The sequence below is a fragment of the Chenggangzhangella methanolivorans genome (assembly GCF_042648545.1).
Classification (GTDB): Bacteria; Pseudomonadota; Alphaproteobacteria; order Rhizobiales; family Methylopilaceae; genus Methylopila; species Methylopila methanolivorans.
In genome coordinates, this window is sequence record NZ_JBHRXS010000004.1 from 204,631 (window position 1) to 218,097 (window position 13,467).

At 70.6% G+C, this 13,467-nt stretch carries 13 protein-coding genes; 9 read left to right on the top strand and 4 right to left on the bottom strand.

What is annotated here, in order from left to right:
• Positions 1-42: 42 nt before the first annotated feature.
• From ACFOWB_RS06275 to ACFOWB_RS06285, 3 genes are all read left to right on the top strand, one after another.
• On the top strand, positions 43-1,818 hold the full coding sequence (locus tag ACFOWB_RS06275) for an acyl-CoA dehydrogenase (protein ID WP_261404111.1): 1,776 nt from the start codon (positions 43-45) through the stop codon (positions 1,816-1,818).
• Positions 1,819-1,927: 109 nt separating this feature from the next.
• Positions 1,928-2,854 carry a histone deacetylase family protein gene (locus tag ACFOWB_RS06280; RefSeq protein ID WP_261404110.1) on the top strand — a complete coding sequence of 309 codons (927 nt, stop codon included), beginning with the start codon at positions 1,928-1,930 and terminating at the stop codon, positions 2,852-2,854.
• Positions 2,855-2,873: 19 nt separating this feature from the next.
• Positions 2,874-3,122, top strand: a complete 249-nt coding sequence (locus ACFOWB_RS06285; RefSeq protein ID WP_378146279.1) for an exodeoxyribonuclease VII small subunit — start codon at positions 2,874-2,876, stop codon at positions 3,120-3,122.
• A gap of 24 nt (positions 3,123-3,146) precedes the next feature.
• On the opposite strand, the gene ACFOWB_RS06290 is transcribed toward ACFOWB_RS06285, so the two are convergent.
• Positions 3,147-3,677, bottom strand: a complete 531-nt coding sequence (locus tag ACFOWB_RS06290) for a hypothetical protein (RefSeq protein WP_378146281.1) — start codon at positions 3,675-3,677, stop codon at positions 3,147-3,149.
• 170 nt (positions 3,678-3,847) lie between these two features.
• On the opposite strand from ACFOWB_RS06290, the gene ACFOWB_RS06295 reads away from it, so the two are divergent.
• Positions 3,848-4,828, top strand: coding sequence for a magnesium transporter CorA family protein (locus ACFOWB_RS06295; protein ID WP_378146283.1), 981 nt, complete (start codon positions 3,848-3,850; stop codon positions 4,826-4,828).
• A 76-nt stretch (positions 4,829-4,904) separates the two neighbouring features.
• A complete protein-coding gene (locus ACFOWB_RS06300) occupies positions 4,905-7,256 on the top strand; it encodes a putative bifunctional diguanylate cyclase/phosphodiesterase (protein WP_378146285.1) in 2,352 nt (783 codons plus the stop codon).
• A gap of 20 nt (positions 7,257-7,276) precedes the next feature.
• Here the strand turns inward: ACFOWB_RS06300 and ACFOWB_RS06305 are convergent, their stop codons facing one another.
• Entirely contained in the window at positions 7,277-8,101 is an 825-nt protein-coding gene (locus ACFOWB_RS06305; protein ID WP_378146287.1) for a helix-turn-helix domain-containing protein, read from the bottom strand.
• Between the two features lie 113 nt (positions 8,102-8,214).
• Between ACFOWB_RS06305 and ACFOWB_RS06310 the strand changes: the two genes are divergently transcribed.
• Positions 8,215-9,303, top strand: a complete 1,089-nt coding sequence (locus ACFOWB_RS06310; RefSeq protein WP_378146289.1) for an aldo/keto reductase — start codon at positions 8,215-8,217, stop codon at positions 9,301-9,303.
• A gap of 8 nt (positions 9,304-9,311) precedes the next feature.
• On the opposite strand, the gene ACFOWB_RS06315 is transcribed toward ACFOWB_RS06310, so the two are convergent.
• The gene (locus ACFOWB_RS06315; protein ID WP_378146886.1) at positions 9,312-10,067 is read right to left on the bottom strand and encodes an SDR family NAD(P)-dependent oxidoreductase; all 756 of its coding nucleotides are present in this window, start codon (positions 10,065-10,067) and stop codon (positions 9,312-9,314) included.
• A gap of 173 nt (positions 10,068-10,240) precedes the next feature.
• A complete protein-coding gene (gene pdxH / locus ACFOWB_RS06320) occupies positions 10,241-10,864 on the bottom strand; it encodes a pyridoxamine 5'-phosphate oxidase (RefSeq protein ID WP_378146291.1) in 624 nt (207 codons plus the stop codon).
• A 52-nt stretch (positions 10,865-10,916) separates the two neighbouring features.
• Between pdxH and ACFOWB_RS06325 the strand changes: the two genes are divergently transcribed.
• The 3 genes from ACFOWB_RS06325 (at position 10,917) to ACFOWB_RS06335 (ending at position 13,449) form a co-directional block, all read left to right on the top strand.
• The gene (locus ACFOWB_RS06325; RefSeq protein WP_378146293.1) at positions 10,917-11,528 is read left to right on the top strand and encodes an RT0821/Lpp0805 family surface protein; all 612 of its coding nucleotides are present in this window, start codon (positions 10,917-10,919) and stop codon (positions 11,526-11,528) included.
• 189 nt (positions 11,529-11,717) lie between these two features.
• Complete coding sequence (locus ACFOWB_RS06330) at positions 11,718-12,674, top strand: DnaJ C-terminal domain-containing protein (protein WP_378146295.1); 957 nt, start codon at positions 11,718-11,720, stop codon at positions 12,672-12,674.
• Positions 12,675-12,765: 91 nt separating this feature from the next.
• Positions 12,766-13,449, top strand: coding sequence for a hypothetical protein (locus ACFOWB_RS06335; RefSeq protein WP_378146297.1), 684 nt, complete (start codon positions 12,766-12,768; stop codon positions 13,447-13,449).
• The last annotated feature ends 18 nt before the right edge of the window (positions 13,450-13,467 follow it).

Here is a 13,467-nt window from a genome sequence, read left to right on the forward strand (position 1 = left end):
GGCCGTCAAGCCGCGAGAAAAAAGCCGCCCGGAGGACGACCCATGACCTACCGCGCCCCCGTCGCCGACATGCTGTTCGCGCTCGAAAACGCAGGAGGGCTCTGGGCCGCGCGGGACGAGGGCCTCTACGCCGAACTCGACAGCGAGACGATCGCGGCGATCCTCGAGGAGGCCGGCGCCTTCGCGAGCGGGGAGCTCGCGCCGCTGAACCTCGCCGGCGACCGCGAGGGCTGCCGGCTCGAAGGCGGCGCGGTCACGACCCCGGCCGGCTGGGCCGGCGCCTATCAGCGCTGGGCGGCCGCCGGCTGGAACGGAGTGCTGGCCGGCGAAGCGCATGGCGGACAGGGCCTGCCCACCGCGGTCTGGGCGCTCACCAGCGAGCTCTGGTCGCAGGGCTCCATGGCGTTCGGCCTCTGTCCGCTCCTGACCCAGGGCGCGATCGAGGCGCTCGAACGCCACGCCTCCGACGAGCTCAAGGCCGCCTATCTCGACAAGCTGGTGGCCGGGACCTGGACCGCCACCATGAACCTCACCGAGCCGCAGGCGGGCTCCGACCTCGCGCTGCTGCGCGCGCGCGCCGATCGGGCGGGCGACGGGAGCTACCGGATCTTCGGATCGAAGATCTTCATCACCTATGGCGAGCACGACATGGCCGAGAACATCGTCCATCTCGTCCTTGCGCGGCTGCCGGACGCGCCCGAGGGCACGCGCGGCATCTCGCTGTTCCTCGTGCCGAAGTTCCTGCCGAACGCGGACGGGACGCCGGGCGAGCGCAACGACGTCGTCTGCGCGGGGCTCGAGGAGAAGCTCGGCATCCACGGTTCGCCGACCTGCACGATGGCCTATGGCGAGGGCGGCGGCGCGGTCGGCTTTCTGGTCGGCGAGGAGCACCGGGGCCTGGCCTGCATGTTCACGATGATGAACAACGCGCGGCTTGCGGTCGGCCTGCAGGGCGTCGCGGTCGCCGAGCGCGCGACCCAGCACGCGCTGGCCTACGCCCATGAGCGCCGGCAGGGGAAAGCCGCCGACGAGCCGGGCCCGGCGCCGATCGTTGCCCATCCGGACGTGCGGCGGATGCTGCTGACCATGAAGGCGCTGACGGCCGCGTCGCGCGGGATCTGCTACCGCGCCGCAGTCGAGCTCGATCGCGGACGCTTCCTTGAAAACACAGGAGAGGCCAAGGCCGCGCAGGAGCGCGCAAGCCTGCTGATCCCGATCGCCAAGGCGTTCGGCACCGACGTCGGCTGCGAGGTCGCCTCGCTCGGCGTGCAGGTGTTCGGCGGCATGGGCTTCGTCGAGGAGACCGGCGCGGCCCAGTTCCTGCGCGACGCGCGCATCGCGCCGATCTACGAGGGCACGAACGGCATCCAGGCGATCGACCTCGTCACCCGCAAGCTGCCGCTTTCCGGCGGCGAGACCGTGCGGGGCGTGATCGCCGACCTCCGCGGCGTCGCAAGCCGCGCCGCCGAGGCGAACGCGCCCGGCTTCGGCGCGGCCGCCCACCGGCTCGACGACGCGCTCGACGCGCTCGAGGACGCGACAGCATGGCTTTCGGCGCCGGACCGTTCGTCCGCCCATGCGCTCGCCGGCGCGACGCCTTACCTGCGGCTGTTCGGCCTTGCGGCGGGCGGGGCGGCGCTGGTCGAGGAGGCGCTCGCCGCCCGCCGGTCCGGAGACGCGCGAGCCGAGGCGCGCGCCGCGCTCGCCCGCTTCTTCGCCGAGAACCTCGCTGTGGCGGCGCGGGGTCTCGCGACGAGCGTCATGGAAGGCGCCGACGCGCTTTCCGGGGCCGACGTCGAGGCCGCGCTCGCGCTCTGAGCTCTGGCATGCCTCGACGGCGCGGGTCCTGCGCGCCATCTTGATCGCCGAAAGCGCAAGCGCCGACACAAGACCGCCGACGAAGGCCGCCCGAGGGAGGGCTCCCGCCGTGAGCACGCTGCTGATCTCGCATCCGTCCTACGCCGAGCACCTCGTGCCGCCCGGCCATCCCGAACGGCCCGAGCGCATGCGCGCCGTCGAGCAGGCGTTGGAGGCCGAGGCGTTCCAGGCGCTGCTGCGCGAGGCCGCGCCGCTCGCCGAGCCCGAGGTCGCCAAGCTCGCCCATCCCGCGCGCTTCGTCGACGCGCTCGAAGAGGCGCGGCCGCGCGAAGGCATGGTGCGGATCGACGGCGACACCGTCATGAGCCCCGGCACCTGGGAGGCGGTGCTGCGCGCGCTCGGCGCCTCGATCCACGCCGTCGACGAGGTCGTCGAGGGCCGCGTCAAGAACGCCTTCTGCGCGCAGCGTCCGCCCGGACATCACGCCGAGGCCGAGGTCGCGATGGGCTTCTGCCTGTTCAATTTCGCGGTGGTGGCGGCCAAGCACGCGCAGAAGAAGCACGGCCTCGAGAAGATCGCGATCGTCGACTTCGACGTCCATCACGGCAACGGCACGCAAGCCCTTGTCTGGTCCGACAAATCGATCTTCTACGGCTCGACCCACCAGATGCCGCTGTTCCCCGGCACCGGCGCGCGGTCCGAGATCGGCGTCGGCAACGTCGTGAACTGCCCGATGCGCGCCGGCGACGGCGGCTCGCGGTTCCACGAGGCCTTCGACCAGTCGATCCTGCCCTCGCTCAGGACGTTCTCGCCCGACCTCATCATCATCTCGGCGGGCTTCGACGCCCATGCGCGCGACCCGCTCGGCAGCCTGGAGCTCACCGCCGAGGACTATGGCTGGATGACGCGCGCGCTGCTCGACGTCGCGGAGGAAACAGCCGGGGGGCGGGTGGTGTCGGTGCTCGAAGGCGGCTACGACCTGAAGGGCCTCGCCGACTCGACGGCCGCCCATGTCCGAGCCCTGATGGGCTCCTGAGCGCAGGAAGACCGCCCCCGTGACCGAGCCGCTTGCCGATCCGAAGACCATGGCGTTCGAGGCCGCGCTCGCCGAACTCGAGAAGATCGTGGCGCGGCTCGAGCAGGGCCAGGCGCCGCTCGAGGAGTCGATCGACCTCTACCGTCGCGGCGAGACGCTGAAAGTCCGCTGCGACGAGCTGCTGAAGCGCGCCGAGGCGCGGGTCGAGACCATCGCGGTGGGGGCCGACGGCGGGGCGAGCGGCCTCAAGCCGCTCGATCCCGAATAGGCTCCGCGCGCGCTTGGGCTGCTGTCAGGGGACGAAGATCCCCGACAGGCTCAGATTGTGGACGTAGCAATAGGTTCCCTCGTCCATCCGGTTCTTGACGAACCGGTACTCGAACGACACCGGGCCCTTGTTGATCTTGAACACGCGCGTGTTCGACAGATTGACGGCGACGCTCTCGCCGAGCGGCGTCGACGTCGTGACCGGGGGCATCCGCATGGCGAAGCGGGTGACGCCGTCTCCCGTAGCGCTGAACGGTTCGTCGGGGGTGTTGATGCGCGCCGACAGGTCGATCACGCCGTAATTTCCAACCCGGGTCTCAGTGTTCAAGCACTGCATCGCCCCGGTCGCGGTGACGATGACCTTGCCGGAGTTCGGCGCGCGGAAGCTGAGCTTGTTGATCGGCCCGAACTCGCTGTAGGTGCCAAATTCCGTACAGTACCCGCCCTGGTAGACGCAGGGACCTGATCCGACCACGACAGGGTCTGCGGCCGCGGGCGCCGCGGCTGTCATGACGGAGAAAAACGCAACAAGCACAATCGCGAAGCGGTTCGTCATCGGGGACTCCGGAACCACGAGGGGCGAGGATTGGATCGACTAAATCTTGCTGCAATGCGGTGGATTAAGTATCGCGCTACCTGATTTCTCTGTCCAGTCGCCCGTCCGCTTGATCTGCGGAGCGGAGGCGAGACATCCCCTCCCGTTATCGTCCAACGGAGCCGCCAGCGGTGCTGATCGCCTACGCCCATCGCCCCGGCGGGCTGGAACGCGTCGCGTCCGAAGTCGGGCGGCCGCTGCCGGAGGGCGTCGTCTGGATCGATCTGCTGGAGCCGACCGCGGAGGAGGACCGCTTCGTCGAACAGACGATCGGCGCGAGCGTGCCGACGCGCGAGGAGATGGTCGAGATCGAGCCGTCGAGCCGGCTCTATGTCGACGGCGTCGGCCGTTACATGACGGCGTCTCTCATCTGCAACGTCGACGCGCTGTCTCCCAACTTGTCCGCCGTCACCTTCATCCTGACGCCCAAGGCGTTGGTGACGGTGCGCTACGACACACCGAAGCCGTTCGAGCTGTTCGCCTCCCGGGCCTGCAAGGCGCAGAGCTCGCCGAGCCTGACATCTCCGGAGGGCGTCCTGCTCGGCCTGTTCGACGCCGTCATCGACCGCACGGCCGACATTCTCGAGATCGTGGGGTCGGAGGTCGACCAGCTGTCCGCCACCATTTTCCGAAGGGTGGGCGCGCAGGCCTACCGCAAGCCCTACACCGATCTCCTGAAGCAGATCGGCCGCAAGGGCGACCTCAACTCCAAGGCCCGCGAGAGCCTCGTCACGTTGCAACGCGTCCTGCTCTATCTTGCGGCCGAGATCGACGGGCGCGCGCCTTCGAAGGAGACGCAGAAGCAGCTGAAGCCGATGCAGCGCGACGTCGCCTCGCTGATGGAGCACGCCAATTTCCTGAACGACAAGATCACGTTCCTGCTCGACGCCATGCTCGGAATGGTGGGCCTCGCGCAGAACGACATCGTCAAGCTGTTCTCGGTGATGGCGGTGGTGTTCCTGCCGCCGACGCTGGTGGCGTCCATCTACGGAATGAACTTCGAGAACATGCCCGAGCTCAAATGGGCCCACGGCTATCCGATGGCGCTCGGGTTCATGGTGCTGAGCGCCATCTTGCCCTACCTCTTCTTCAAGTGGCGTCGGTGGCTCTGACGCTCCCGGCCGCTTACCAATTGTTATCGGGGCGTCGGTAACTATCGCAGGGGAAGATTTCTCCCTGCGGGGTTCCATGCCCTTCTCTGCGCCTGCCTTCGCACATGAACTTGCGCCGTTCGCCTTCGCGGCGGTCGCGTCGCTGTGCCTGATCGGCGGGGCGCTCGCCGTCTATTATCTCGGTCGCCTCACCGATCCGCAGGATCGGGCGAGCCGGACGAGCGCGGCCGTCATCGCCGCGGTCACCGTCGCCGCGACCATCTGGTGCGCGCATGTCGTCGCGATCCTGGGCGTCGACGGCTCCGCCCTCGTGGGCTACGACCCGCGGATGACGGCTGCGGCCGCTGTCGTGGCGCTCGTCACGGCGGCGCTCGCGATGACGCTCTACGGGGCGAACGGCGGCTCCGCCGCCTCGGCCGGCGTCGCGCTCGGCGCGGGCGTCGCGGCGGTGCATTACGTCGGCGTCGCCGCGATGCGCGGGCCCGGCCGCTTCGCGCTCGAAAACGGCGAACTCGCGATCGGCGTCGCGCTCTCGGTCGGCGCCGCGGCGGGCGCGTTCTGGATCGCGGCGAAGATCGAACGACGGGCGGGCTTCGCGCTCGCCACCGCGCTCTTCGCCGCCGGCGTCACCGGTTTCCACGTCATCGCGGCCGACGCCCTGTCGTTCGCCGCCAATCCGCGGCTCGCGCCGAGCGGCCTCATGGTCGGCCAGGAAGCGCTCGAGCTGGTCGCGGCGCTGGTGTTCGCCGCCGTGGTCATCGGGGCGTCCGTCGGCCCGGCTCTGCGCGCCCGGCTCTCCTCGGGCCGCTCCGCCGCGCGCGAACGCGCCTTCGCCGACCTGACGCGCGAGGGCATCGTGATCTGCGAGGACGCGCGCATCGTCGACGTCAATCTCGCGGCCGCGCGCTTCGTCGGGCTCGACCCCTCGGTGATGCGCGCCCGCGCGCTCCGTGACTTCCTCGACGCGCCCGATCCCGACCGCATCCTGTCGGCGAGCCTCGCCAAGCCCCAGGAAGTCGCCGTGAAGGCGATGGGAGGCGAGGCCTCCTGGGTCGAGATCTCGAGCCGCGACGTCGCGATCGAGAACCGCCAGCGCCGGGTCTTCACGCTGCGCGACCTCTCCGAGCAGAAGCGCAACGAGCACCAGATCCGGCATCTGGCCTATCACGACCCGCTGACCGGCCTGGCCAACCGCGCGGCCTTCGGCGAGGCGCTGTCCTCGGCGCTGAAGCGCGGCGGCGAGGTGGCGCTGTTCTGCGTCGACCTCGACAAGTTCAAGGAAGTGAACGACGTCTTCGGCCATTCGGCCGGCGACGACATCCTCCGCACGGCCGCCCGCCGCCTCACCGCGGCCGCGCCGGACTGCATGGCGTTCCGCCTCGGCGGCGACGAGTTCGTGATGATCGGCACCGGCGCCGACGCCGGCGACGCCGACAAGGTCGCGTTGCGCGTCACCGAGCGCCTCAACACCGACACGGTGGTGGCCGGCCGCACGATCCGCTGCGGCGCGAGCGTCGGCTATGCGGTCTATCCCCATCACGGCGGCGACGTCGACACGCTGTTCTCCAACGCCGACGCCGCGCTCTACCGCGCCAAGGCGGACGGGCGCGGCCTCGCGCGCGGCTTCGAGCCCGAGATGGACCTCGCGCTTCGCGAGCGCCGGGCGCTGCAGCAGGACCTCACCACCGCCATCACCCGCGGCGAGATGTTCCTGCACTGGATGCCGCAGGCCAACGCCAAGACCGGCGAGATCGTCGGCTTCGAGGCGCTGATCCGCTGGAAGCATCCGACCCGCGGCGTGGTGCCGCCGGTGCAGTTCGTGCCGGTCGCCGAGGAGACCGCCGCGATCGTGCCGATCGGCGAGTGGGTGCTGCGCACCGCCTGCCGCGAAGGCATGAAATGGGCGAAGCCCGGCAAGGTCGCGGTCAACCTGTCGCCGGTGCAGTTCCAGCACGGCGACATCGTGGAGCTCGTCCATTCGATCCTGATCGAGACCGGTCTGCCGGCCGCCCGCCTCGAGCTCGAGATCACCGAAGGCGTGCTGCTCGACAACCTCACCGGCGCGCTCAACACGCTGCGGCGTTTGAAGGCGCTCGGCGTGCAGATCGCCATGGACGACTTCGGCACCGGCTACTCGTCGCTCAGCTACCTGCAGGCCTTTCCGTTCGACCGGATCAAGATCGACGCCTCGTTCATCCGCACGCTCTCGACCAGCCCGCAGGCCAAGGCCATCGTGCGCGCGGTGATCGCGCTCGGCGAAAGCCTCGAAATGCCGATCACGGCCGAGGGCGTCGAGACGCCGGAGCAGCGCGCCTTCCTCGCCGAGCTCAACTGCGAGGAGATCCAGGGCTATCTGGTCGGCCGTCCGAGCCCGGTGGTCTCGTTCGAATCGCCGTTCTCGCGCCAGCGGATGCTCGCGGCCGGCTGAGGCTTCAGCCGCCGCCCGCCTCAGAAGGGGCGGCGACCTGCGATCGCGCGGAAAACGCGCGCGAAATGGCTCTGGCTCTCAAAGCCCACCTTCGCCGCGACCTCGCCGACCGAGGCCTCGCCCGTCCGCAGCAGCCGCGCGGCGAGCTCGACGCGCCGCTCCTGGATGAAGCGCAGCGGCGTCGCGCCGGTCGCCTCGCGAAAGGCTCGGTGGAAGTGGCCCGCCGACATGCCGGCGACCTCCGCGAGCTCCGCGATCGAGATCTGCCGGTCGAGATGCGCCTCGACATGGTCGCGCACCCGCTTCAGCTTCCACCGCGGCAGCGCGGGCGTCCGTCCGGCCCGTTCGGCCGAAACGCCCGCGCGGCGGGCGACGTGGCGCGCGAGCGCGAACGCCATGGTCTCGGCGTAGGCGGCGTCGACCGCGCCGTCGGCGCGATGCATGCGGTCGATCTCGCCGACGATCGCGAACACCACCGGATCCTCGACATTGCTGAAGGGCGCGAGCCGCGCGGCGGTCTCGAGCGGCCCGAAGGACGCGCGCGACAGCGAGATCGAGGCCCATTCGGCCTCGACATGGTCGAGCGTCAGGCGCCGCTCGCAAAAGGCCGGCAGGAACGAGACGGCGCCGGCGCGGTCGGGCCCGTCATAGCGGTGGCCGTCGTCGGCGACGACGGTGAGCCGCTTCGCGCCGCCCGAAAGCGTCACCAGCAGAAGGTGGTCGTCGCTGCGCGTCACGCCCTCGACGCGGCGCGTCATGGGCCGTCGTCCGGCGTCGAAGCGGCCGCCCGCCCAGATCGCCGATCGACGATCCTGCGCTTCGGGCTCGTGCACGCGGCGAAACATCTGCGGTCCATCCGGAAAGATCAGGATCGCGTCCCGCGGATCAGGATCGCGCGCGCCGAGCTTCGCCGAAAGGCTTAGGCGATGGCAAGGACATCACGCCCCCGGAGCGAGCCATGCCGTTGACGACCCCGACACTCAGCCGCCGCGGCGTGCTTAGCGGAGCCGCAAGCCTCGGCGCGGCCTCCGCTGTCCTGGCCGCCGGCCCCGCGACGTCGCCCGCCGCGGCCCAGACGCCCGCCGCCGGGCCGGCGCCCGTTCCGGCCGGCGACGTGATCTCCCGCGCGATCCCGCGCAGCGGCGAGGTCCTGCCCGCGGTCGGGCTCGGCACCTTCCTCACCTTCGACGTCGTTCCGGGCCAGAAACGCGGCCACCTCATCGAGGTCGTGCGCCGCTTCCGCGCCGCGGGCGGCCGGGTGATCGACACGTCGCCGCTCTACGGCTCCGGCGAGATCACCGTGGGGGCGGCGCTCGCCTCGATCGAGGGGACCGACGACGTCTTCGTCACCAACAAGATCTGGTCGACGGGCGAGTATCTCGCCGACGACAGCCATGCGCGCCGCAGCCTCGACCAGAGCCTCGGGCGGCTCTGGCGCGAGAAGATCGACGTCATGCAGTGCCACAGCCTCGTCAATGTCGACGTCGTGGTCCCGCTGATGAAGGCCTGGAAAAAGGAGGGGCGGGTGCGCTTCGTCGGCGCCTCGCACCACGAGAACGCCTATCAGAGCGTGCTCGCGGGCTGGATCGGGCGCGGCGGGCTCGACTTCGTGCAGGTCAACTACTCGATCGCCAACCGCGCCGCGGAGGCGAGCGTGCTGAAGGAGGCGGCCGCCAAGGGCTGCGGCGTGCTAATCAACATGCCGTTCGAGAAGGCGCGCCTGTTCAAGCTCGTGGAGGGCCGTCCGCTGCCGGACTTCGCGGCCGACATCGGCGCGAAGAGCTGGGCGGCGTTCTTCCTGAAGTTCGTGCTCGGCCATCCGGCCGTGACCTGCGCGCTGCCTTCGACCTCGAACCCCGACCATCTCGTCGAGAACATGGAGGCGCTGCGCGGCCCGCTGCCCGACGAGGCGATGCGGGCCCGCATGATCGGCCACATGGAGAGCCTGCCGGGCTTTGCGGAGCTCATGTCCACGCCCTGGTATCCGGGCAAGCGCTATCCGGGCCTCATCGCCCGCGCGCAGGCCGAGCTCCGCGCCCGCGCCTGAGTGCAGCCTCAGACGTGCTGGCCGCCGTTGATGTGGATTTCCGATCCCGTCACGTAGGACGAGTTCTCGGTGCACAGGAAGTAGATCGTCTTCGCCACCTCGTCGGGCGTGCCGAGGCGGCGGAGCGGGATCTGCGCCACCAGCTTGTCGGTGCCGGGCGACAGGATCGCGGTGTCGATCTCGCCCGGCGCGATCGCGTTCACGCGCACGCCGAGCGGCCCGAAATCCGCCGCCATCTCGCGGGTGAGGGCCGCAAGCGCCGCCTTCGAGGTGGCGTAGGCCGCGCCGGCGAAGGGATGCACCCGCCCGCCGGCGATCGAGGTGACGTTGACGATCGAGCCGCGGGCTGCGGTGAGCTCGGCGGCGAGGCCGCGCGCCAGCATGATGGGCGCGAAGAAATTGACCTGGAACACCGTCTTCCAGTCGTCGAGCCCGGTGTCGATCGCGTTCATGCGCTCGCGGTTGGGGCCCTTCGGGCTGATGCCGGCGTTGTTAACGAGCGCATGCAGCGCGCCGCCTTCGAGGCGCTCGCGGACGTCGGCGATCGCCTCCACGGTGTTGTCGACGTCGGCGAGATCGACCTGGATGTGGTCCTCGGGCCCCGCGCCCCAGGGGCATTCTTCCGGAAAGGCGTGGCGCGAGCAGGTGATGACCCGCCAGCCGGCGGCCGAGAAGCGCTTCACCGTCGCATGGCCGATGCCCCGGCTCGCGCCGGTGAGCAGCAGCGTCTTGCGCGGCTCGTTGGAGCCGGCGCGCCGCGGCATGGCGGACGGCGCGGGGGTCGGCGCGTGCGGAGCCGCCACCGCGCCGGCGCTTGCGGCCGACAGCGAGCCCATCTGCTGCGGGCCGGCGTCGCCCGCGCGCTGGCCGGTGAACGGGCACAGCGCGCCGTCCTTCGTTTTGTCCGCGCCTTCGGGGCCGGACCGCTTGTCGTCGGTCATGGATAGAGCCTCGTGCGGACCCAGGGCGCGGCCGCCCCGGCGCGCGTGAAGACCGCGCGATCGTGCAGACGGTAGGGCATGTCGAGCCAGAACTCGACCGATGTGGGGACGATGCGCCAGCCCGTCCACCATGCCGGGCGCGGCGGCTCGCGGTCCTCGAACTCGGCCTCGCGGGTCGCCACCGCCTGCTCGAGCTCGGAGCGCGAGGCGAGCGGGCGGGACTGGATCGAGGCCCATGCGCCAATGCGGGAAAGCCGCGGGCGGCTCGCGTAATAGGCGTCGGCCTCGTCGGCCGAGACCTCCTCGACGGGGCCGCGCACGCGCACCTGCCGGCGCAGCGACTTCCAGTGGAACACGGCGGAGGCCTTGGGCTGGCCCTGCAACTCCCGCCCCTTCGCGCTGCCGCGGTTGGAGTAGAAGACGAAGCCGCGGGCATCGAGTCCGTTCAGCAACACCATCCGGACATCCGGCAGCCCTTCGGCGTCGACGGTCGCGAGCGCCATGGCGTTCGGATCGTTGATCTCGCTATCCTTGGCTTCGGCGAACCAGGCCTCGAACAGGGGATAGGGATCCTCGGCCTCGTGGAGGGCGACGGAGGCCGCCGGAAGGTCACGCGACATTAACTGCTCCTCGCCTTTACTCGCCGGGCGATCCTGGAGTTTTCGAGTACCGATGCGTAGCCACGATCCGCACGCGACGCTTGCGACCAGATCTACACGAGCGCCCCGCCCGCCGCGAGGCCGGCTGTCGGCCGTCGCCGCCGCGGCCGCGCTGTCGCTCGGCCTTGGCGCCTGCAGCGTCTCCTATCCGATCTACGGCTCCGACGACATCAAGACCGGCAGCGTCGACGCGTCGCGCGCGGCCGTGACGCCCGCTCCGAAGGACGCGGTCGCCTCGAGCCCGCTCGCCCCGCCGCCGGGCGCGAGCGCCGCCGCGCCGGCCGCGCAGGCCAGGCCCGTGGCCTACGCGCCCGCGTCCAAGAAGGACGACGACCCCGCCATCACCCCCTCGGACTGGGCCTACGCCCGCGGAGCGCTGAGCCTTGCGATGGGCGCGGACGCGGTGAACGCCTCGGTGCCGTGGGCGAACCCCGACACCGGCGCCTACGGCTCGTTCTCGGCCTCGGCCGGCGCGACCACGGAAAACGGCGCGACCTGCCGCTCCTTCGCCGCGAGCCATTCGGGCGGCGGCCACGAGCAGCGCCTCGAAGGCACGGCTTGCCGCACGGCGGCCGGCTACTGGGAAGCCGTGGCGCTCAAGACGACGGCGAGCCGCACGCTCTGAGCGCGTGTTTGCGGACGCCGGATCGGATCCAAGCACGCCGTTCGCTTGCGCGACGCTCCAGTTTCGCTCTTCCTGCGTCGGCACGACTGTTGCATTCGGGTGACAGGCGCCCACATTGAGGGAGACGGCGTCCGCGGGTTAAGTCTGCGCGACGACGCCCCCTCGAACCGACGGATTCCATAGACCGCGATGCGCGACCCCTACGCCGTGCTCGGCGTCGCCAAGACTGCGAGCGAAGCCGACGTCAAGAAGGCTTACCGCAAGCTCGCCAAGACCTGGCACCCCGACCAGAAGCCCGACGACCCGAACGCCAAGGAGAAGTTCGCGGAGATCGGCTCGGCCTATGAGCTGCTCTCCGACAAGGACAAGCGCGGGCAGTACGACCGCGGCGAGATCGACGCCGACGGAAAGCCGCGCTTCCAGGGCTTTGGGGGCGGAGGCGGCCCTTGGGCGCAGCGCGCCGGCGGCCAGCGCCACGAGTTCGATTTCGGCGGCGGCGGTCCGTTCGGCGGCGGCCGGCGCGGCCAGCCGGGCGGCAACGACGACATCATCGACGAGATCCTCGGGGCTTTTGGCGGTCGGCGCTCGCGCGCCGAGAGCGCGTTCGGCGGCGGCGGCCAGGCCCCGAAGGGCGAGGATCTGCGCGCCGAGGTCACCGTGCCGTTCCGCGACTGGGCGCTCGGCGCGAAGACGCGCGTGCGCCTGCCGAACGGGCGCGAGCTCGAGGTCTCGGTGCCGGCCGGCGTCGAGGACGGCAAGACCATCCGCCTGAAAGGGCAGGGCGGCCAGTCCGGCTTCGGCGGCGAGGCCGGCGACGTGCTTATCGTCGTCCATGTGGGCAAGGATCCCGCCTTCAAGGCGGAGGGCAAGGACGTGCGCGTCGAGGTGCCGATCACGCTCTATGAGGCGGTGCTCGGCGGCAAGGTGCGGGTGCCGACGCTCGACGGACAGGTGGAGATGAAGGTGCCGCCCGGCTCCGACGGGGCGCGCACGCTGCGCCTGCGGGGCAAGGGGGTGCAGGCGAAGTCCGGCGCCGGCGACCTGCTGGTCGAGCTTCGCATCGCGCTGCCCAAGGGCGGCGACGCGCGCCTCACCGAATACGCCGAGGCGATGCGCGACAACGCGCCCTACGACCCGCGAGGGTAACCCGATCACCATCCCGTGGGTCGCCGCCCGCATGACTGGCCTCGGCTGCGACCGGTTCTAGAACCGGTTGCAGACAACCGGGGAGAACGGCTTGGCGAGTTTCGCGGACGAGGTGGCGGCGTCGCTGCCCGAGGGCTTCGAGCTTCCGGACGCGTTCCGGAAGATGTTCGACTGGATGGAGCCGAGAGGGCACGTCGAGACGGTCGAGGAGATCGGGCTCAGCTATGTGGGCTTGTTTCCGAAAGGCGACCCGGGCGGTCTGAAGTCCTGCATCGCCTTCAGCACCAACGAGTCCGACTGGTTCGGCGGATGGCTCGCCAATGACGAGCCGGACGTCGCCGATCGCGTCGCCGTCATCATGCAGACCGGCGGCGACGGCTCCCGCGCGGGTCTCTGGCTCGACGACGAGGGGCGCCAGCGCATCGTGCATATGGGGTCGGGCTCCGGCTCCACGATGGTGTGCGTGCTGCCCGACGACCCCGTCGAGATCCTGCGGCTGTGCGCCATCGGCTACGACGAGCTCTGCTGGCCGGAGGACTACGGGCTGACGCCGTCCGAGATTAGGGAGCGGAGGGCCGTCAGGGATGACGACGGCGAGCTGGTCGTTCCCGACCCGAACGAGGTCGAACCGGTCGCGTTCCGCGCCTGGGTCGAGACGACGTTCGGCGTCACGGTTCCGGCGACGGCGTCCGAAATCGTCGCGACCACCGCGGACATGGACGACGAGACGTCCGACGATCCGTTCTGTCGCTGGACGCGCGAATACTCGGGCTGAAGGGCCGTCGCCCATCGC